This window comes from Muricoccus radiodurans (assembly GCF_050154705.1).
GTDB classification, from domain to species: domain Bacteria; phylum Pseudomonadota; class Alphaproteobacteria; order Acetobacterales; family Acetobacteraceae; genus Roseomonas; species Roseomonas radiodurans.
The window spans coordinates 1969205-1989437 of the sequence record NZ_CP189561.1 but is presented as its reverse complement, the minus strand read 5'-3'; the positions used below and the strand labels follow the sequence as shown (position 1 = coordinate 1989437).

Below are 20233 nucleotides of genomic sequence, written 5' to 3'. Positions count from 1 at the left end.
GCGACAGGGGATCACCGCATTGGACCCGATGAGCGCGATCCGGGACACCTTCTTCCAGGAGTGCGAGGAGCAGCTCGCCGCCTTGGAGACAGGCCTCCTGGCCATGCAGACCGGCGACCGCGACCCGGAGACGGTCAACGCCGTCTTCCGCGCCGTGCACTCGGTGAAGGGCGGGGCGGGGGCTTTCGGCCTGGACGTGCTGGTGCGCTTCTCCCACGTCTTCGAGACGGCGCTGGACGATGTGCGCGCCGGACGTCTGGTGCCGGATGCAACGGTGGTCGCGCTCATGCTGCGATCGGCCGACGCGCTGTCCGATCTCGTGCGGGCGGCGCGCGACGGCGGGGCGGTGGACGAGGTGCGGGACCGGGCGCTGGTGGCGGAGCTGGAAGCCTTGGGCGGTGCCAGACACGCGAATATTGCATCCGCCGCGACACCCGTGGATGACGAGATGGACGGGCTGGACTTCCAGCCGCTGCGCTTCGAGCCCGCATCTTCCCAAGTGCCCGCCGAGCGGTCCTGGGTGGTGCGCTTCCGCCCGAGACCAGAGCTTTATGCGAAGGCGAACGAAGCGGCGGTGCTGCTGCGCGAACTGGGCCGGCTCGGCACGACGGAGGTCGAGCTGGATGCAGGCGACCTGCCACCGCTCACCGATCTGGACCCGGAGGGCGCCTATATCGCTTGGACGATCCGCCTGACCACGGCGCAATCGGAGACCACGATCCGGGAGGTGTTCGAATTTGTCGAGGATGATTGCGAGCTGACGGTCACCTTGGCGGACGCCGGGGACGCGACTGCTCCATCGGCGGTGGACCTCGATCTGGCCGCGCTGCTTCGGCAGGTCCAGGCTCCGATCGTGGCCTCACCGGTCGCCGCCGTCGCGTCCGAGGCGCCTCCGGCGCCCGCGCCGCGCGCAGAGCCCGACACGGAGAAGGCAAAGCCGGCCGCCTCCGCCGCGAGCGATCATGGTGCCGGGGCGAAGGCAACGATCCGCGTCGACCTGGAGCGGGTGGACCGGCTGATCGACCTCGTCGGGGAACTGGTGATCAACCAGGCGGTGCTGGCGCAGAGCGTGGGAGAGGCAGGGATGACCCGCTCCTCCTCCGTCGCGCTCGGGCTGAGCGAGCTGGAGCAGCTGACGCGCGAGATCCAGGACAGCGTCATGGCGATCCGCGCGCAGCCGGTGAAATCGGTGTTCCAGCGGATGCCGCGGCTGGTGCGCGAGGTGGCGGCGATGACTGGTAAGCAGGTCCGCCTGGTCACCGAGGGCGAGGCGACCGAGGTGGACAAGACGGTCATCGAGCATCTGGCCGATCCGCTGACGCACATGATCCGCAACGCCATCGATCACGGGCTGGAGAAGCCCGAGGCGCGGGCCGCCGCCGGCAAGCCGGCCGAGGGAACGGTGCGGCTGGCGGCCTTCCACCGCTCCGGGCGCATCGTGATCGAGGTGAGTGATGACGGTGCGGGCATCAACCGGGCCCGCGTTCGCGCCAGCGCGGTGGCGAAGGGGTTGATCGCGGCCGACGCGACGCTGACCGACGACGAGGTAGACAACCTTATCTTCCTGCCGGGCTTTTCCACGGCGGAGGCGATCTCCGACATCTCCGGCCGCGGCGTCGGGATGGATGTCGTGAAGCGGTCCATCCAGGCCCTCGGCGGGCGGATCGCGATCGCGTCGCGGCCGGGGCAGGGCTCCACCTTCACCATGAGCCTGCCGCTGACCCTGGCGGTGCTGGACGGGATGGTCGTCTCGGTTGCTGGTCAGACGCTCGTCGTGCCCCTGACGGCGATGGTGGAGACGCTGCAGCCGAAAGCCAGCGAGGTGCACAGCCTCGGCCACGGGGCGCAGGTGATCTCCATCCGCGGCACCTACATCCCCTTGATCGACGTGGGGGTATGCCTCGGCTACCGCGACGCGGCGGGGGAGGCGGGCGCCGGTGTCGCGCTGCTGATCGAGGGCGAGGGAGGGGCACGGGCCGCGCTCGTGGTCGACAACATCCAGGGGCAGCGCCAAGTCGTCATCAAGAGCCTTGAGGCGAACTACCAGAGCGTCCGCGGCATTGCGGCGGCGACAATCCTGGGGGACGGGCGGGTCGCGCTGATCCTCGACGTCGACACGATCGTGGCCGCCCACCGCTCCGGCCCGCCCCGCACCGAACTCCAGACCGCAGGTTTCGCTTATGCATGACGCGACGTCCGCCGAGCGCGAGCTGATCTCCTTCCGCATCGGCGCCCAGGAGTTCTGCGTGGACATCATGGCCGTGCGGGAGATCCGCGGCTGGACGCCCGCGACGCCGCTGCCACACGCGCCGGCCTATGTGCGCGGCGTGATCAACCTGCGGGGCGCGGTGCTGCCCATCGTCGACCTGGCGGAGCGGCTGGGCCTGCCGCCGTCAGAGCCCTCGCAGCGTCATGTCATCATCGTCGCGCAGGTCGGCAAGCAGGTGCTGGGCCTGCTGGTGGACGCGGTATCCGATATCCTGACGGTCGGCGATGCGGTCATCCAGCCACCGCCGGATGTCGCGTCGGAGCGCGTGCGGCTCTTCGTGCGCGGCCTGCTGGCGATCGATCAGCGGATGGTCTCGCTTATCTCGCTGGACCGCGTCCTGCCGGCGGCCGAGTTGGAGGCCGCCTGAGGGATGGGCGCGCTGACGCGCATCGCGAGCCGGGACGGCGCGACGCTGGTCGAGGGCGAGTTCCCCCTGACCGCCGGTGATTTCCATATCATCGCCGCCCTGCTGCACGAAGAGGCCGGGATCGCCCTGCCGGAGGGCAAGGCAACGCTCGTTTATTCGAGACTGGCGAAGCGTCTGCGGGTGCTCGGGCTGCGAAGCTTCCGCGAATATTGTGCCTTGGCCGCAGGGCCGGAGGGCGCGGAAGAGCGGCGGCACATGCTGACCGCGCTGACGACGAACGTCACGCGCTTCTTCCGGGAGCCCCACCACTTCGACCACATGCGGACGGTGCTGCTGCCGCCACTGCTGGAAGAGGCGAAGCGCGGCGGAAAGGTGCGGATCTGGTCGGCGGCCTGTTCCTCCGGGCAGGAGCCGTACTCGATTGCGATGACGATCCTATCCCTGATGCCGGAAGCGCCGCGCTTCGACGTCAAAATCCTGGCGACGGACATCGACCCCATGATCCTGTCCGAGGCGAGGGCTGGGTTCTATGCCGAGGCCGCGCTCGAAGGCGTGCCGCCCGCGCTTCGACAGCGATGGTTCGAGCGGGCCGGGGATGGGCGCTGGGCGGTGGCGGACCCCGCGCGCGGACTCGTTCACTTCCGGGAGCTGAATCTCATCGGCGCATGGCCGATGAGGGGATTCTTCCAGGCAATCATGTGCCGCAACGTCGTGATCTACTTCGAGGAGGGCACGCAGGCCGGGGTGTGGCAGCGATTCGTGCCCCTGCTCGCGCCGGGCGGCCATCTCTACATCGGCCATTCGGAGCGAGTGAACGGACCGGCCGCCGGCGCGTTCGAGAGCACCGGGATCACCGTCTATCGCAAGCGCGGGGGCGCTGCGCCGTGATCCGCGTCCTGGTGGTGGATGACTCGGCGACCATGCGCGGGCTGATCGCGGCCACGCTCCGCCGCGACCCGGAGATCGAGGTGGTCGGCCTCGCCTGCGACTCTACCGAGGCAAGGCAGGCCATCAAGGCACTGAACCCGGACGTGCTGACGCTCGACATCGAGATGCCGGCGATGAACGGGCTGGAGTTCCTCGACAAGATCATGCGTCTCCGGCCGATGCCGGTGATCATGGTCTCCTCGCTGACCAGCCGCGGGGCGGACGCGACCTTGCGGGCGTTGGAGCTCGGCGCCTTTGACTGCGTCGCGAAGCCGTCGGTGGCTGGGCCGGGAGCCTTCGATCACCTGCCGGATACGGTGCGCGCCGCGGCGCGGGCGCGCCTGCGACCCTCGGGCGGACGGGCGTCGTCGGCGCCTGCCATGGCGGGGTATCGGTCCGATGGACGGCTGCTCGCCATTGGTTCCTCGACCGGCGGGGTGGAAGCGCTGCTGACGATCCTGAGCGCCTTGCCAGCGAATGGCCCGCCCACCGTCATCACGCAGCACATGCCCGCCACCTTCACCCGCAGCTTCGCCGAGCGGCTGAACCGCACCTGCGCCGCCGAGGTGAGCGAGGCCGGCGACGGCGCGGTGCTGCAGCCAGGACGCGTCTACCTGGCACCGGGCGGAGAAGCGCATCTGCAGGTCGTGGGTTCGAGCCCGCCGCGCTGCCGCCTCGTGCCCGGGCCGCTGACGAGCGGGCACCGCCCCTCGGTGGACGCGCTCTTCGCCTCGGTCGCGAAGGCCGTCGGGCCGCGGGCGCTCGGCGTCATCCTGACCGGCATGGGGCGGGACGGGGCGCAGGGGCTGCTGGCCATGCGCGGGGCCGGGGCTCGCACCCTTGGCCAGGACGAGGCGAGCTGCGTCGTCTAAGGCATGCCCAGGGCCGCCTTCGAGATCGGCGCGGTTGAGAAGCAGGTCCGCCTGGAAGCCATGGCCGCCGAGATCACCGACATCACCAATGCCCTGCGCGGGGAGAAGCCCTGAATGCCGTCTGCCGCTTCCATGCGCGTCCTTGTCGTGGACGATCAGCAATCCATGCGCCTCCTCGTGCGCGACGGGCTGACGAAGCTCGGCTTCACCGACGTGGATGAGGCCGGGGATGGGGAGGACGGGCTGCGGCGCCAGATCGCCAACCCCGCGCAGCTCGTGATCGCCGACTTCAACATGCCGAAGCTGGACGGGATCGCGCTGCTGCGCGCCATTCGCCTGCATCCGCCGACATCGAAGACGGCCTACATCATGCTCACGGGCCGCGCCGACAAGGACTTGGTGCAGAAGGCCGTGCAGTTCGGCGTTAACAACTACATCGTGAAGCCCTTCACCGTGGAGACGCTGCGGGAGAAGATCGAGGCCGTGTTCGGGCCGCTCACATGACGGCGGCCGGAACAGCCGGGATAGAGGGCCCGCTGCCCGCCCCAGGCGTGGATCGCCGCGTGAACATCGTGCAGGGCGAGTTTCGCGTGACGGCCGATCCGGAGGTGGTGCTGACGACGATCCTCGGTTCCTGCGTGGCGGCCTGCCTGCGCGATCCCGTCGCCGGGGTGGGAGGCATGAACCACTTCCTCCTGCCGGGCGAGATCGGGGGGGGCGGGGAGTCCATGCGCTACGGCGTGCACGCGATGGAGCTGCTGGTGAACGGCCTGCTGCGCCGGGGCGCGCGCCGAGAGCGGCTGGAGGCGAAGCTTTTCGGCGGCGCGCGGATGTTGGACGGGCTGACCGATGTCGGCGCGCAGAACGCCGCCTTCGCCGAACGATTCCTGCGGGAGGAGCGGATCGCCCATTCCGGCGGCAGCCTGCGCGGGGAACGGGGGCGGCGGATCCAGTTCTGGCCGGTCACCGGCCGCGCCCGGCAGCTCGTGATCGAGGGGCACGAGGCGAAGGTCTTCGCTGAGGAGCGCCGGGTGAAGGCGCCTCCGCCGGTCGAGGCCGGCAACGTGGAGCTGTTCTGATCCGCATGGAACCGAGGGTGTTTGTGATGGATGGCCATGCGGCCAAGGACGGGGCCTGCACGGGCTTGTGCGACATCCTCGGCGCAGTGGGGCGCGAGGCGTCCGATCTTGCTCGGATGGCCGCCGGGCTTCAGGCCGCGCTGCCCGTGCCGGGCACCCGCCTCTGCGCGCGGACGGTCGAGAGCCTTCAGTCGCTGGACTTGCTGACCCAGCGCCTGCAGGGCCTCGCGGACTTCCTCGACGCTTTGGCGCCGACCCTGCCCCCGGCGTGGCGGGCCGACGTCGCCGCGGCGGTCCGCGGGCTGACCCTGTCCGGCCTGGCACGCCGCCTGAGCGGGGCAGGCATCGAAGAGCCTGGGGCCGTGGAGGACTGCGAACTCTTCGAGGCGGGCGGTGTCTGACGGGGAGGCGCCGCAGCCTCGCCTTTCGATGCGCAACCTCTCCGTCCTGGTCATCGAGGAAAGCGACGCGGAAGGCGAGATCGTCGCCCAGATCCTGAAGGGCTTGGGGGTGAACCGCGTCGCGCAGTTCCGCGGGGCCGAGGCGGGGCTGGCGCACCTATCGCGTGAGGCGGTGGACCTCGTCATCGTCGCCGCGGTGTTGCCCGGGTTGGACGGCTATGCCTTCACGAGCCGGTTGCGACTGAGCCGCCACATGCCCGGCCGCGCGGCGCCGGTGATCCTGCTGACCACTCAGACCCGCCTTGCGGATGTGGCCCTGGCGCGCGACAGCGGGGTGACCTGGGTGGTGGCGAAGCCTGTGACGCAGAAGACCTTGTTCAAGGCGATGTCTGTCCTGGCGCAGGATGACCGCCACCGGGTTGGTAGCCGCCGCGGCCGTCCCACACCCGGAAGCGCGCGGATCGCGACCGAGTGGAAGAGCGAGGGGCCGAACCCCGGCAGCGCAGTCGCGCCCGGCAACATGTCTCAGGCCGAGATCGACGCGTTGCTGATGCCGGCGACGGTGTGAGGTCGCGGCGCATGGTGGATCGCGCCTGGGGTGAGCTGTCCGCCGCGATGGACATGGCGCGCGGCACGGAGGCGCGTGCCGCGACGCCATGCGGGCGACGCCGGCCATCGGCACATCGAGGAACTTGTGTCTGTGATCGTCGCAACGCGCCCCTTCGGTACCCGCGTCTCCGCCGAGCGGCCGCGGTGGGCCGACGCGTCGTCATGCCCGGTCAGGATGCAGCAGCCTCTCCCGCCAGAAGTCCGAGGGTAAAGGACTGCGCGAGCCCATTCCCCGGCACGTAGCCCGTCGCACCATGACCCGAGATGCCGCAGGCAGCACCGCCGGCCGCGAAGAGCCACGGGATCGGCGTTCCATCAGGCCGCAGGGCGCGGGCGCGATCATCGACGAGCAGACCGCCCTGCGTGTGGGCAAGCCCCCCCGTGATCTCCGCCGCGAAGAAGGGCGGGGTGGGCGGCGTGCCCCAGTTGTGGCGTCCGAACGGGTCCTCTGCCTGCCCGGCGAAGCAAGCCGTGACATGGTCCAGCGTCGCCGCGAAGGTCCGGTCTGGTAGCCCGAACGCCGCAGCCAGGGAGGAGGCGGTATCAAATCGTCGCACGGCACCAAGTTCTACCGCGTGGCGGAAGGGACCTCCTCCGATCGCGGCCGTCTGCGCCGCCTCTCCCCAAATCTCGAAGGCACGCCCCACCGGCTGGGCGAGGACATGGCCGGCGAGTTCCGAAGGACCCATGTCCTCCGCCGCGAAACGCAGGCCTCTTCGATTCACCATGATCGCGCCCAGGGCCGGCAGGGAAGCGCCGAAGCGCGGGCGCTGCCCCTCGATCAGGTATGGAGAGACATGGGGCTGTCCCTGATACGCATCGGTGCAGGCGATCGCGGCGCCGAGCGCGATGCCCAGGCGCAGCGCCATCCCGTCCGAGCGTCCCCCGCCGACGTGTACGGCGCCGGCCGCGGCAGGGCAGAACTGAGTGAGGAGGTCCGGAGCGGCACCGAAGCCTCCGGTGGCGAGGATGACCTTTCGCACCTGTCGGTGGTGTCGGGTGCCGTTCGCCGATACCTCAACCATGCCCGGGGCGAGACCCACCAGGGCCTCTCCGTCACGGCGTTCGATCCGCGCGTCCCGTGACACGGCCGCCCGGAGGAGAGCCGACAACTCGGCCCCGCTTTCGGCGGGAGTCGCATGGAGGCGGGGGACGGAGTGGCCGGGCCAGGTGCCCGCCGTGTGAAGATGGACCGGCAATCCCGCGACGTCCGCGAGGAACTCCGCGACGCGCCCGGAGTGGCGCGTCACCGCCGCGGTCACGACGGGATCGGCGCTGCCGCCCGTCTTCGTCCGGACATCGGCGGCGAAGCGCGCAGGTCCATCCGAGATTCCGATCGCACGCTGCCAGCGCGTGCCCGCCGCCGCGAAGAGCCCACCGGAGATCGCGAGGTTCGAGGGCTCCTCCGGCGCCGGATCCAGCAGGGCCACGCGCCTGCCGCGCGCGGCGGCGGCGAGGGCCGCGACCATTCCGGCCGCGCCCGCGCCACAGATGAGGACGTCCGATTGAGCCATCGCACGATTGTCGTCCGCCCGAGCCCCGCGGCCAAGGCGTCCGCCTTGACAGGCTGTGCGATCCTGGCCCGATTCTGGGCTCACCCCTGAGGACCCGTACCATGCGCCGCCGCGTCCTGCTCGCCAGTCCGGCCGCCCTGGCCGCGCCCTCCCTTCGTGCCCAGGGTGCGCCCTGGCCGGATCGGCCGGTCCGCTTCCTCAATCCCTTCTCCGCGGGCGCGGCGGTGGATGTGGTCACCCGGCTGATCGCGGCCGACCTGGCCGAGCGGCTCTCGGCCCAGGTCGTCGTCGAGAACCGGACGGGCGCCTCCGGCAATATCGGGACGGAGGCGGCAGCGCGCGCGCGGCCCGATGGCACGACGTTGCTCGTCGGATCGCCCGGGACCATGGGCATCAATCCGTTCCTGTTCCAGAGCTTGCCGTATGATGCGGTCCGGGACTTTGTCGCGGTCAGCCACGCGGTATCCTTCCCGCAGGTCATGGTCGTGGCACCGTCCTCGCCGATCCGCACGCTCGCCGATCTCGTCGCCGCGGCGAAGGCGCGGCCGGGCGGGCTCAACTATGCGTCCTCTGGAAACGGCACCACGAGCCATCTCGCCTTCGAGCTGCTGCGCGCCGCGACAGGCATCGAGATCGTCCATGTCCCGTTCCGCGGCGGCACGCCCGCGGTCCAGGCCGTGATGCAGAACGAGGTTCAGCTGGCGGTCGAAGGGCTGCCCTCGCTTCCTGGATTCCTGAGCGCGGGACAGTTGCGGCCCATCGCCGTCACCTCGTCGGAGCGCTCGCCGATGCTGCCGGACGTGCCCGCGGTGGCCGAGACGGTGCCCGGCTTCGATGCGGCGGCCTGGATCATCTACTTCGCGCCGGCGGGCACACCGGCACCGCTGGTCGAGCGTCTGTCGGCGGAGATCCGCACCTCCTTGAACCGGCCCTCCGTTCGCGACCGGTTGCTGGAGCAGGGCGCGACCATCATCGGGGCGGATCCTGCGGCGACGACCGCCTTTCACCGGGCCGAGCTGGAGAAGTGGCGGCGGGCGGTCTCCCTGTCAGGCGCCCGCGTCGATTAGCATCGGGGCAAGCGGTGCGTGCGGCCCGGGTGGCACTCGGTACCCAGGCGGGAGTCGATCAGCCTCTGCCGGTCGCCCGAGTGGTTCCGAGGCTCGAACGTACGAGTGGGAAGTCACCCGGCTCCAAGTCGTGCCGTGGGACGGCGCGGTCGGATGCGCTTCGTGGCGGAGGACCAGGAGCGCTGGACGGCGGTGATCCGGTCCGCAAACATCCACGCCGACTCATCGCGGTAAGGCCCGCCAGGCGGACGGAACGGAGAAGGCATGACGCGACGCCGATCATGGGTCCGATGAGCCGCCTGGAAGGCCGTGTGGCGCTGATTACCGGCGCTGCGGGCGGGATCGGCTCCGCCGTGGCCCGCCGCTTCGCGCAGGAGGGCGCGGCACTCTGCCTGGCCGATCGGACGGCTCCGCGCGCGGTGCTGGACCCCATGCTGGAAGCCGGGGGCTGCGCGATCGGGGCCGCGGCCGACGTGACGCACCGCCCGGACATCGAGGCCGCCGTTCGGGCTACGCTCGAGGCCTTCGGCCGGCTGGATATCCTCGTGAACGTGGCGGGCATCGTCTCGATGGGCCCGGCAGCAACCCTGCCCGAGGAGGAGTGGGACCGCGTGCTGGCGGTCAACCTGAAGGGCAGCTTCCTGTGCTGCCAGGCGGTGATCCCCGCGATGCGGCAGCAGGGCTACGGCCGCATCGTCAACCTCGGCTCGGTGATCGGCAAGAATGGCGGGAACCCGCGCCCCTGGATCGACCCGGGCGAGCAGACGCGCGCCAGCAACGCGGCCTATGGCGCCTCCAAGGCCGGCGTGCACGCCATCACCTTCTTTCTCGCGCGTGAGCTGGCGGCGGATGGGATCACGGTGAATGCCGTGGCGCCCGGACCTGTCGCCTCTGCCATGACAGCGGACTTCCCGGCGACGCTGAAGGCGCTGATTCCGGTGGGCCGCATGGGCCGGGCGGAGGACGTGGCGGAGGCGGTGCTGTTCCTGGCCAGCGAAGCCGCCGGCTTCGTCACGGGAGAAGTCCTCGACGTGAATGGGGGGATGTGGGCGGATTGACGCCGGAAGGAGGCGGCTCGCCGCGCAGGGGCGGGTACCGACACCCGGTGGCTGAAGCTTGACCGGAGCATCCATCCCGAGGCTGTCCCGTTTGGCGTCCACCTGTCCGGAGGCGCCCCGATGATCCCGACCCGCGTCCACGCTGCCATCGATTACGGTGTCTCCGCCGCGCTCGCTGGGCTCTCCGCCTCGCATGCGCTGCCGCCCGCGGTACGCGCGGCGCTCCGTGCGGCGGGCGCCTACCACACCGCCTATTCCCTGGTGACGGATTACGAGGGTGGGGTGCGGCCGCTGATCCCGATGCGCCAGCATCTGGCGCTGGACGCGCTGGGCGGCGTGTCGCTCGTGGCCGCGGGCCTGCTGATGGGGAGCGAGGCGCGGGGCGGGCGCGCCCTGCTCGTCGGCGTGGGGCTGACGGAATTGGCGGTGGTCGCGCTGAGCCACGACGTGCCTCGCGTTCCCGCCTCGGCGCCAGAGGGACCAGGCTACGTGCCGCTGGACATGCCGAAGGCGGTGGCGCGCAACGTCTTCGTCGTGGACTCCCTCATGGAGGGTCATGGGCCAAGGCCAACATTGCCGGTCCGCATGACGGTCTTCCGGTTGGAGGAAGGCGGCCTGCTGCTTCACTCGCCCACGCGGTACAGCCCCGAATTGCAGCAGGCGCTGCAGGCAATCGGTCCGATCCAACATTTGGTCGCCCCGAACATCGCTCACTGGACCTTCCTGAAGGAGTGGCAGCGCGCCCTGCCGGACGCGACCACCTGGGCGGCGCCGGGCCTGCGGGAGCGCGGGCAGGTCCAGCGGAGCGGGCTGCGCCTGGACCACGACCTCGGCCACGCCGCCCCTGCTGAGTGGGGCCCGGAGATGGAGATGGTCACGGTGCCCGGCGGGCTCGGCTTCCATGAATGCGCCCTGTTTCACCGGCCGTCCCGCACGCTCGTCTTGACCGATCTCGTGCTGAACCTGGAGCCGACGAAGCTGCCGGGTCTGCTCCGACCGATGGCGCGGTTGCTGGGGATCACAGCACCGGACGGTCGTGCGCCGCCCTATCTCCGCGCCGTGGTGAAGATGCGGCGGGCGGAGGCGGCGGAGGCCGCATCCCGCCTGATCGCGCTGCGGCCGGATCGGGTGATCTTCGCCCATGGCCGACCCTTCGAGGGCGACGCCACGGGGGCGCTGCGCCGGTCCCTCCGCTGGCTGACGGGCTGAGGCCCGTCAGGCGGCAGAGAAGCGTCGGACCACATTCTCCAGCAGGCGCGACACCGGCCCGTCGAAGGCCGTGCCGTTCCAGAGGCTGCCGCAGAAGGTGATGGAGCCCACGGAGAAGACGGCGCCGCCGCCGGGCGTCTCGAAATAGACGATCTCCGCCCGCTTGAGCGCCTCCACGCTCTCGCCCGTCACGGTCGCGATGTGGGAGAGGAGTTCCTCCGGCACCGTCACGAAGGAGGCGGGCGGGTTCTCGGACTGGGCGAGCACCACCGTCTCCGGCGGGGTGCCGAGGCGAACATCGGCGCGGTCCAGCTCGAAGCCCGCGGCGCCGCCGCCGGACAGGCCGGTGTCGCCGAAGACCTCCGGCACGCCCTCGAACATCCAGGCGTGGCGCTCGTCGTGGGAGGCGGGCAGGCGGCGGTAATGCGTGCCCTCGAACAGCCCTTGCGCGCTGAAGCCGACGCCGACCAGGGCCTGGGGTGGCCGCCGGTTGCGGCGCCAGAGGCCGCCGAGCTGGCCGTCGAGCTGGTGGTAGTATTCGCCGGCCTCCGCGTCCCAGGCGCGGATGCCGCCCTCGGCGCGGCGGATCTCGATGAGGTGCGGGCGCGCGGGATCACGGGCGATGCGCCAGTAGAAGCCGTTGCCGCCAAGATAGACGAGGCGCCCGCCGTGGTCGCGGTAAGAGGTCAGCGCGTCGAGCATACGCCCGGTGTGGTATTCCGGGTGGCTGCCCGTGAGCAGGACGCGGTAGGGCGCGATCAGCGACACCCCCTCGTCGTCCAGGTCCTCGTCCGTTACCACGTCGAATGCGATGCCGCGCGCCTCCATCCAGGCGAGGAGATGCGTGTCGGCGGGGTAGTGCCGCAGGCCGGAGCCGCGCGCGTCGTTGAAGGTGAGGAAGCCCGGCCGCATCGTCAGCACCGGCCGCAGGCGGGATGAGAGCGAGACGCCGCTGCCGTCCGGGTGCCGGTTGTAGGTGGAGTTGCCGAAAGCGGTGACTTGGTCTGGATTGTAGGGATAGGCGCCCCAGGCCGCGGCGCGCGCGTGATAGGCGGCGTCCGCGTTGCCGCGGGCGTGGTTGGCATAGGCCTGATAGGTGAAGGTGGAGGCGAGGAAGACGACCGCTGGCCGCGGTCCCTCGCGGCGGGGCAGGACGTAGAAGGGGAGCCAGTCCTCGCCGCCGGCAACCGTCAGGTGGAAGGCGTAGGCGCCGCTCGGCAGGTCCGGCGGCACGTCGAAGGTGAAGGAGGGGGACCAGCCGAGGTCGCCCACGTCATCGGCGTGGAAGTGGATGGCGGCGTAGTCGGCCGGCGCGTGGCGCCAGCAGGCTTCCTGCCCAGTCCAGCGCGCCCCGACCACGGCGCGCGTGGGGTGGTGGAACAGGACGCCGTGCAGCCCGTCCGGGCCGGTGTCGGTGACGGCATCCGTCTCGATACCGATGGAAAAGTCCCAGCGGGCGCGCAACGTGTCGGCGGCGGCGGGGCAGGCCAGCGGATCCGGCCAGGAATCGACCCAGGCTTCCGCCACCAGCGGGTCCTCGATGCGGCCGGTGAAGTGGTTCTCCGGGTTGTCCGCTCCGCGCGCGGCGAAGGTGACTGTCGTGGGCGCTGCAACAGGACCGGGCGGCAGCCGCGCGACGATCACGTCGTTGCGCCCGGCGCCGAGGGGCGCCTGTCCGAGCACCGCGTACCCGGTGCCTGGATCATGGGACAGCCAGATCCGGTGCCACGTCATCGGGGCCAGCGGCGCGCCGATGCGCATCTGCGCCGTGACGCCGCCGGCGGTGATCTCGGCTTCGGCCCCGTCGGTGCCGGCGCGGATCACGAGGCCGTCGGTGGCCAGCACCGTCGCCGGCGCGGCGTCGCGGGCGATGTGGACGAGCACGGCCCAGACTTGCGCTGCCTCTGGCCACAGGCGTGGCCCGCCGCGGACGAGGCCCCAGGAGCCGATGCGGGCGGGCTGGTGCATACCGTCGAAGCCGTGGTCGAACACGTCCGGCATAGGGCGCAGGTCCAGGCCCGGACCGGCCGGGTTGGGGTCGCCGCTGACCACGCGGACGAGGCGCGCCCGGCAGGGGCCAGGCTCGCGCAGGCTGACATGGGCTGTGATCCGCTCTCCCGGACGGCGGGAGAGGCGGTCGAGGTAGCCGGTGACCGGCGGCAGCACCCCGGTCACGCCCGGCGGATGTTCCAGGGCACGGGGCGCGGTCCCTCCAGCAGCCCGGTCAGGGAGCGGCGATAGGCGGTGCGGATGAAGAACTGGCCGAGCGGCACGGTGGGCACGTCGCGGAAGGCGATGTCCTGCATCTGGCTGCCGATCGCCATGCGCTCGGCCTCGGTCGGGGCGGAGAGCCAGCGCTCGTTCAGCGCCTCCATGTCAGCGCTCTCGTACCAGCCGCTCCAGCCGCCGGCGCCCTGGCCGCGGATGAGGGCGTTCTGGGTGGGGGTGACGATCCCCATGCCGCTCCACCACACGGGGTAGAGATTCCAGCCGCCCTGGGCCGGCGGGTTGCGGTTGTTCACCCGGCCGATGACGGTGCCCCAGTCCGTCGTCACGAACTCCATGTTGAAGCCGATGCGCGTCAGCAGGTCGTTCGCGATCAGCCCGAGCGGCGCGATGGAGGGGAAGTCCGAGGGGTTGAGGAGCGTCACCTTTTCCCCGGCATAGCCGCTCTCGCGCAGCAGGGCGCGGGCGCGGTCTAGCCCGCCGCCCGTCATCGGGTCTGGGCTGGGGGCGCGGCCATAGGGTGTGGTGCAGGGGAAGAAGGAGTGGCAGACGTTGAAGGCGGTCGGGTCGTTGTTGGTCACCGCCGCCATGAAGTCCGGCTGCTCGATCGCGGCCAGCACGGCCTGCCGTGCCTTCAGCTTGTCGAAGGGTGGGTGCAGGTGGTTGAAGCGCAGCACGCCCATGTAGCCGGCGGGATCGCCGTTCGCGATGGCGATGTCGCGGTTCCGGCGCAGCAGCGGGATGAGGTCGGCTGAGACCTGTTCCCACCAGTCCACCTCCCCGGATTGCAGGGCGGCGGCGGCGGTCGCCTGGTCCGGCATGATGATCCACTCGACCCGCTCGAAGTTCACCACCTTGCCGCCGGCGGTCCATTCCGGCGCCTCCTGGCGCGGCCTGTAGCGGTCGAACTTCGTGTAGACGGCCTTCGCGCCCGCGACGAACTCGTTCGCGACGAAGCGGTAAGGACCGGAGCCGATGATCTCCGGCATGGTGCGCACCGCATCGGTCGCGGCCAGCCGTTCCGGCACGATGAAGGCGGGCACCGTGCCGGGCTTGGCGATGGCGTCCACCAGCAACGGAAAGGGACGCTTCAGCTTCACGACCAGCGTGCGGTCGTCGGGCGTCTGCCACTCCGCCACGGCGGCGGAGAGGGTGCGGCCGAAGGTGTCGCGGTCCCCCCAGCGGCGCAGGCTGGCGGCGCAGTCGCGGGAGCGCACCGGTTCGCCGTCGTGGAAGAACAGGCCCTCCCGCAGGCGGATGGTCCAGGTGAGGCCGTCGTCGGAGGTGGTGTGGCCCTCCGCCATCTGCGGCCGCGGCCGCATCTGCGCATCCACGCCGTACAGCGTATCGAAGACGTAGAAGCCGTGGTTCACGGACACGCCGGCCACGGAGGCAACGGGATCGGGGTTGGAGAGCGATGCCTGCGGCACGAAGCGCAGCACGCGCGGATCGGGCCCGCGCTGCGCCTGCGACAGGGAGGGCGCTGCCAGTACCGCGGCCCCCGCCAGCATCGCGCCACGGCGCGTCATCGTCCCGCTCATGTCCGTCTCCTTGATCCGGCCGGTCCCGGCCTCAGCGGATCACGCCCTCCGCCCGAAGCTCGGCGGCGTATTCGTCCAGCGTCGTCGTCAGCCGCTCCACCAGCACGTCCAGCTCGGGCTCCGTGACCGTCAGCGGCGGCGAGATCATCAGCCAGTCGCCATAAGCTCCGCGCGACGTCCGGCGGCAGTAGAGCGCCAGGCCGTGCCGCAACGCGATCGCCTGCACGCGGTAGGGCGCCATGCGCTCCAGCGGGATCATCGCTTTCGTCTCGCGATCCGCGACCAGCTCCATGGCCATGAGCAGGCCCTTGCCGCGGATGTCGCCGACAATGGGGCTGGCGGCCATCAGCGCGTCCAGCCGCGACCGCAGCGCCACACCCATGCGGGCGGCGTTGCCGACGATGTCGGCCTCCTCGATCTCTCGCAGCACGGCGGCGCCGACGGCGCAGTTCATCACGTGACCGGAGTAGGTGAAGCCATGCATGAAGCCGCCGGCCTCGACCACCGTCTCCGCCATCTCCGCTGGCACGAGGGCCACGCCCATCGGCGCATAGCCGGCGGAGAGGCCCTTCGCGAGCACGGCCACGTCGGGTCGCGCGTCGGGCCAGTGGTCAGCGGCGAGGAACTTGCCGGTGCGGCCGGCACCGCTCATCACCTCGTCGTAGATGAGGCGCACGCCGTGCTGGGTGCAGATGCGACGCACCTCGGAATAATAGATGTCGGGCGCCACCAGCGCGCCGGTTGCCAGTCCGCCCACCGGCTCCATGATGAAGGCGAGGACCGTCTCCGGATTCTCCCGCAGGATCGCCTCCTCCAGCGCCGCGGCGCAGGCGCGGGCGTGGCTCTCGGCCGTGTGGTTGGGCGGCAGGCGGTAGGTGAGGGGCGCCGGCACGCGCGGCACGGCGCGCAGCAGGGGGCCGAAGACCTCGTGCGCGTGGTCGTCGCCGGAGACGGCGAGGGCGCCGAGCGTGTTGCCGTGATAGCCGGGCTGCCGGCCGATGACCTTCCAACGGGATGCCTCGCCCGTGGCGACCGCGTGCTGGCGGAGGAACTTGATCGCGCTCTCCACCGCCTCCGACCCGCCGGCGACCACGAAGGCGCGGTCGAGCCCAGGCCCGGTGAAGCGCGTCAGCCGGGCGGCGAACTCGATGTTCGCCGCGCTCTCGAACTGGCTGGGATAGGCGAAGACGGCCTCGCGTGCCTGCGCCTCCATCGCGGCGAGGATGCGCGGATGCCCGTGGCCGAGGTTGCTGGCGACGGGGCCGGAGGAGGCGTCGAGGTAGCGGTTGCCGTCGGTGTCGATGAGCCAGATGCCCTCCCCGCGCGCGATGCGGGGCAGGCGCGGGGCGCTGCGCGGCCGGGCGAAGGCCTGGATGCCCAGGCGATCCGGGGCGCTGTGCAGGATGTCTTGCATGGTTCGGGTCCGCACGGACTATGAGAGCCCGCCGCGCGGAGCGTCAAGCCGCGCAATCCGCGCGGCTTGACCGTTTGCAGTCCGATGCGGGTGTCAGCCGGCGCCGCGCGCGAGCATCTCCGCCACGCGCCGCGCGAAGCCCGCCGGATCGCGCGGCGTGTCGCCGTCCTGCAGCCGCGCGAGGTCGAGCAGGATGCCCGCATCCGCCTCCACCGCCTCACCTGCCTCGGCGCGCGCCGCCAGGGCGCGGATCAGCGCGTGCCGGGGGTTCACCTCCAGCACGGGCATCCCCAACCCCATGTCGCGCCCGGCGCGTCGGAGCAGGCGCTGCATGTGCAGGTCCGGCCCATACTCGCCGGCGGAGAGCACGACGGCGCTCTCGACCAGCCGGTCCGTGGCGCGCACGTCGGAGACGTCGTCCTTCAGCGCATCCTTCAGCAATGGGACGAGTTTCGACAGGTCGGCCGCCTCGCCGGACGTCTCCGCCTCACCGATCTTCGAGAGGTCCACCGCGCCCTGGGTGATACTGCGGATCGGCTTCTCCTCGAAGCGGTCCAGGCGGTCCGGCCAGAAGGCGTCGATGCCGTCGGAGAGCAGCAGCACCTCCACACCGCGAGCGCGGAAGCCCTCCAGCTGCGGCGACTTGGCCAATGCCTCCGGAGAGTCGCCGGAAAGGACGTAGATCGCCTCCTGCCCGTCCTTCATGCGGGAGACGTAGTCGGCGAGCGACGTCCAGCCCTCCACGGCGGAGGAGCGGAAGCGCATGAGGCCCGCGAGCTCCTTGCGGTGCTCGGCATCCTCCCACACGCCCTCCTTCAGGACGGGGCCGAAATTCTCCCAGAACTTCGCGTATTCCTCTCCGTCCTTCGCGCGGGTCTTCAGCTCGGACAGGACGCGGCCGGTCACGGCACGGCGGATGCGGGCCAGCACCGGGGTGGACTGGAGCATCTCACGGGAGACGTTGAGGGGCAGGTCCTCCGTGTCCACCACGCCCTGCACGAAGCGCAGCCAGGGCGGCAGCAGCGCGGCCTCGTCCGTGATGAACATGCGGCGGACATGCAGGCGCACGCGGCTCTCGCGCTCGCCCTCTACCGCCTGGAAGGGTTTCATGCCGGGGATGAAGAGAAGGGCGGTGAACTCCAGCGATCCCTCGGCCCGCCAGTGCAGCGTCGCCCAGGGCTCGTCGAAATTGTGGCCGAGGTGCCGGTAGAACTCGGTGTAGCTCTCCGCGCTGATCTCGGACTTCGGCTTGCGCCAGAGCGCCGTGCCCTCGTTCGCCCGCTCTTCCTTGCCGTCATGGGCCAGGATGATCGGGATGGTGATGTGGTCGGCCCATTTCCGGATGATGGTCTGCAGGCGGATGGGCTCCAGGAACTCCTCGGCGTCCGCCTTGACGTGCAGGACGATGTCGGTGCCGCCGTCCTCCCGCGTCGCGGGCTCCAGCGTGTAGTTTCCCTGTCCCTCGGAGGCCCATCGCCAGGCCTCCTCCGCGCCGGCGCGGCGGGACGTGACCTCCACCCGGTCCGCCACCATGAAGGCGGAGTAGAAGCCGACGCCGAACTGACCGATGAGGCTCGGGCGCTCATCCGGCTTCGCCTGCGACAGCGTCTGGCTGAAGGCGCGGGTGCCAGAGCGAGCGATGGTGCCGAGGTTCTCCGCCAGCTCCGCCTTCGTCATGCCGATGCCGGGATCGGAGATGGTCAGCGTGCGGGCCGCCTTGTCCGGCGTGATCCGGACGGCCGCTTCCTCCGGCAGGGAGGGCGCGCCGCCCGTCAGCGATTCGAAGCGGCGCCGGTCCACGGCGTCCGCCGAATTGGCCACCAGCTCACGCAGGAAGATCTCCCGGTCCGAGTAGAGGGCGTGGACCACGAGGTCCAGAAGCCGCCCCACCTCCGCGCCGAATTCGTGGCGCTCCACTGTCTCGCTCAAGGCCGTTCTCCAAGTCAGGAAACCCAATCGGCGCAACGATATGCAAGGCAGCCCGGAGCCCTTCAAGACCCATCCGGGCGCGGGTTGGCGGGGCGCCGGACCGGGCCTAGCCTCGGCCTGTTCAACATCCGAAGGAAACGGCCCGCGTGATTCATGTCCTCGCCTTCATCACCGCCAAGCCGGGGATGCGGGATGCCGTCCTGGAGATCTTCCGGGCCAACATGCCGGCCGTCCATGCGGAGGCCGGCTGCATCGAGTACGTCCCGGTCATCGACGCGGAGGGGGCGGGCGGCACGCCCTTCGGTCCCGACACCTTCGTGGTGGTCGAGAAGTGGGAGAGCGCGGCGGCGCTGAAGGCCCACGCCGCGGCGCCCCACATGGCCGCCTATGCCGCCCGCACCCGGGAGATGATCGAGAGCCGCGTCATCCGCGTCCTCTCCCCGGCGGCCTGACTTGCCGATGAGCGTGGCGGACGGAGGTGGCGGGCCGAAACATGTGCTCGTCATCGGTGCGGGGATCGTGGGGCTCGCCCTCGCCTTCCGGCTGCGCCAGGGCGGGGCCGAGGTCACGGTGGTGGATCCCGCGCCGCCGGGTGAGGGCGGGGCGAGCTTCGGCAATGCCGGGGCGATCAGCGCTTCCTCCGTCGCGCCGCTGGCCATGCCGGGGTTGCTGCGGCAGGTGCCCGGCATGCTGCTTGACCCCGCGGCGCCGCTGCACGTGCCCGCGGCCTACTGGCTGCGGGCGGCGCCCTGGCTGGCGCGCTTCGTCGCCGCGGCCCGGCCGGCCACCGTGGCCCGCGCGACGGCGGCGCTGGACGCGCTGCTGCGGCTGGCGACGGAGCAGCACCTTGCCCTGGCGCGGGAGATCGGCGCGGCGGAGCTGATCCGGCCCAACGGGCAACTTTATCTCTACCGGGACCGACCGCAGCTCGCGAAGGACGCGGCCGGCTGGGACATCCGGCGGGCTCATGGCGCGCGGGTGGAGACGATCGAGCGCGCCGACGTCGTGTCGCTGGAGCCCGCGGTGTCGCCTGCCTATCAGGTCGGCGTCTTCCTGCCGGATCACGCCTATTGCGCCGCGCCGCACCGCTACGCGCGGGCGGTGGCCGAGGCCCTCGTCCGAGCCGGTGGCGAGATTCGACGAGACCGCATCACAGGGATCACCGTGGCGGACGGCCGCGTGACGGGCGCGCGGGGCGAGGACGGGACCTACGCCGCCGACGAGGTGGTGGTCGCGGCCGGCGCTTGGTCGGCCCGGCTGCTGGCCCCGCTGGGCTACCGCATCCCGCTGGAGACGCAGCGCGGCTACCACGTGGACCTGCCGGCCTCCGGTGTGACGCTCACCCGCCCGCTGATCCCGGCCGACCGCAAGGTCTTCATCACGCCGATGGAGGGTGTGCTGCGCGTCGCCGGAACGGTCGAGTTCGGCGGGCTGGACCGCCCGCCGAGCGCGGCGCGCGCGAATCTTCTCTATGACGACCTCGCGGCCGTGCTGCCCCAGGCCAGCCGGGAGGGGGCGGAGGGGCACTGGATGGGACATCGCCCGTGCTTGCCGGATTCCGTCCCGGTGATCGGGCCCGCCGCGCGGATGCCCGGACTGTGGTTCGCCTTCGGGCACGGGCATCTCGGGCTGACGGGCTCGGCGCCCACGGCGGCGATGCTGGCGCCGGTCATCCTCGGGCAGCCGACCAACGCCGACCTCCGCCCCTACGCGGCCGAGCGGTTCGGGTGACCCCCGCGCCGCTGTGACGA

18 protein-coding genes are annotated in these 20233 nt (G+C 71.2%); 13 read left to right on the top strand and 5 right to left on the bottom strand.

Annotated features, from left to right (window positions below; genetic code table 11):
• Positions 1-28 precede the first annotated feature (28 nt).
• The 8 genes from ACP6CK_RS09860 to ACP6CK_RS09825 all read left to right on the top strand — a co-directional run bounded on the left by ACP6CK_RS09860 (position 29) and on the right by ACP6CK_RS09825 (position 6483).
• Positions 29-2188 carry a chemotaxis protein CheA gene (locus ACP6CK_RS09860; RefSeq protein WP_426958715.1) on the top strand — a complete coding sequence of 720 codons (2160 nt, stop codon included), beginning with the start codon at positions 29-31 and terminating at the stop codon, positions 2186-2188.
• Positions 2181-2636: a chemotaxis protein CheW gene (locus tag ACP6CK_RS09855; protein ID WP_426958714.1), complete on the top strand. Its 456-nt coding sequence runs from the start codon at positions 2181-2183 to the stop codon at positions 2634-2636. The genes ACP6CK_RS09860 and ACP6CK_RS09855 overlap by 8 nt, the downstream gene beginning before the upstream one ends.
• A 3-nt stretch (positions 2637-2639) precedes the next feature.
• Positions 2640-3524 carry a CheR family methyltransferase gene (locus ACP6CK_RS09850; RefSeq protein ID WP_426958713.1) on the top strand — a complete coding sequence of 295 codons (885 nt, stop codon included), beginning with the start codon at positions 2640-2642 and terminating at the stop codon, positions 3522-3524.
• On the top strand, positions 3521-4435 hold the full coding sequence (locus tag ACP6CK_RS09845; protein WP_426958712.1) for a protein-glutamate methylesterase/protein-glutamine glutaminase: 915 nt from the start codon (positions 3521-3523) through the stop codon (positions 4433-4435). The genes ACP6CK_RS09850 and ACP6CK_RS09845 overlap by 4 nt, the downstream gene beginning before the upstream one ends.
• 114 nt (positions 4436-4549) lie before the next feature.
• On the top strand, positions 4550-4939 hold the full coding sequence (locus ACP6CK_RS09840; RefSeq protein WP_426958711.1) for a response regulator: 390 nt from the start codon (positions 4550-4552) through the stop codon (positions 4937-4939).
• Positions 4936-5514, top strand: a complete 579-nt coding sequence (locus ACP6CK_RS09835; RefSeq protein ID WP_426958710.1) for a chemotaxis protein CheD — start codon at positions 4936-4938, stop codon at positions 5512-5514. Before ACP6CK_RS09840 ends, ACP6CK_RS09835 begins: the two co-directional genes overlap by 4 nt.
• 26 nt (positions 5515-5540) lie before the next feature.
• Positions 5541-5915 carry a hypothetical protein gene (locus ACP6CK_RS09830; RefSeq protein ID WP_426958709.1) on the top strand — a complete coding sequence of 125 codons (375 nt, stop codon included), beginning with the start codon at positions 5541-5543 and terminating at the stop codon, positions 5913-5915.
• Between the two features lie 28 nt (positions 5916-5943).
• Complete coding sequence (locus tag ACP6CK_RS09825) at positions 5944-6483, top strand: response regulator (protein ID WP_426958708.1); 540 nt, start codon at positions 5944-5946, stop codon at positions 6481-6483.
• 211 nt (positions 6484-6694) lie between these two features.
• Here the strand turns inward: ACP6CK_RS09825 and ACP6CK_RS09820 are convergent, their stop codons facing one another.
• Positions 6695-8038 (bottom strand): FAD-dependent oxidoreductase, encoded by a 1344-nt coding sequence (locus tag ACP6CK_RS09820; protein WP_426958707.1) that lies wholly within the window; start codon positions 8036-8038, stop codon positions 6695-6697.
• A 101-nt stretch (positions 8039-8139) separates the two neighbouring features.
• On the opposite strand from ACP6CK_RS09820, the gene ACP6CK_RS09815 reads away from it, so the two are divergent.
• From ACP6CK_RS09815 to ACP6CK_RS09805, 3 genes are all read left to right on the top strand, one after another.
• A complete protein-coding gene (locus ACP6CK_RS09815) occupies positions 8140-9105 on the top strand; it encodes a Bug family tripartite tricarboxylate transporter substrate binding protein (protein WP_426958706.1) in 966 nt (321 codons plus the stop codon).
• Between the two features lie 290 nt (positions 9106-9395).
• Positions 9396-10163: an SDR family NAD(P)-dependent oxidoreductase gene (locus ACP6CK_RS09810; RefSeq protein ID WP_426958705.1), complete on the top strand. Its 768-nt coding sequence runs from the start codon at positions 9396-9398 to the stop codon at positions 10161-10163.
• A gap of 120 nt (positions 10164-10283) precedes the next feature.
• Positions 10284-11372 carry a DUF4336 domain-containing protein gene (locus ACP6CK_RS09805; RefSeq protein ID WP_426958704.1) on the top strand — a complete coding sequence of 363 codons (1089 nt, stop codon included), beginning with the start codon at positions 10284-10286 and terminating at the stop codon, positions 11370-11372.
• A 6-nt stretch (positions 11373-11378) separates the two neighbouring features.
• Here the strand turns inward: ACP6CK_RS09805 and ACP6CK_RS09800 are convergent, their stop codons facing one another.
• The 4 genes from ACP6CK_RS09800 to htpG all read right to left on the bottom strand — a co-directional run bounded on the left by ACP6CK_RS09800 (position 11379) and on the right by htpG (position 18482).
• Positions 11379-13547, bottom strand: coding sequence for a N,N-dimethylformamidase beta subunit family domain-containing protein (locus tag ACP6CK_RS09800; RefSeq protein WP_426958703.1), 2169 nt, complete (start codon positions 13545-13547; stop codon positions 11379-11381).
• Positions 13544-15139 carry an ABC transporter substrate-binding protein gene (locus tag ACP6CK_RS09795; protein ID WP_426958702.1) on the bottom strand — a complete coding sequence of 532 codons (1596 nt, stop codon included), beginning with the start codon at positions 15137-15139 and terminating at the stop codon, positions 13544-13546. The genes ACP6CK_RS09800 and ACP6CK_RS09795 overlap by 4 nt, the downstream gene beginning before the upstream one ends.
• Before the next feature lie 31 nt (positions 15140-15170).
• The gene (locus ACP6CK_RS09790) at positions 15171-16553 is read right to left on the bottom strand and encodes an aspartate aminotransferase family protein (RefSeq protein WP_426958701.1); all 1383 of its coding nucleotides are present in this window, start codon (positions 16551-16553) and stop codon (positions 15171-15173) included.
• A gap of 93 nt (positions 16554-16646) precedes the next feature.
• Entirely contained in the window at positions 16647-18482 is a 1836-nt protein-coding gene (gene htpG / locus ACP6CK_RS09785; protein ID WP_426958700.1) for a molecular chaperone HtpG, read from the bottom strand.
• Positions 18483-18628: 146 nt separating this feature from the next.
• Between htpG and ACP6CK_RS09780 the strand changes: the two genes are divergently transcribed.
• Together ACP6CK_RS09780 and ACP6CK_RS09775 are read left to right on the top strand one after the other, a co-directional pair.
• Positions 18629-18934, top strand: a complete 306-nt coding sequence (locus ACP6CK_RS09780; protein ID WP_426958699.1) for a putative quinol monooxygenase — start codon at positions 18629-18631, stop codon at positions 18932-18934.
• Positions 18935-18941: 7 nt separating this feature from the next.
• Positions 18942-20213 carry an NAD(P)/FAD-dependent oxidoreductase gene (locus ACP6CK_RS09775; RefSeq protein ID WP_426958698.1) on the top strand — a complete coding sequence of 424 codons (1272 nt, stop codon included), beginning with the start codon at positions 18942-18944 and terminating at the stop codon, positions 20211-20213.
• Positions 20214-20233: the final 20 nt, after the last annotated feature.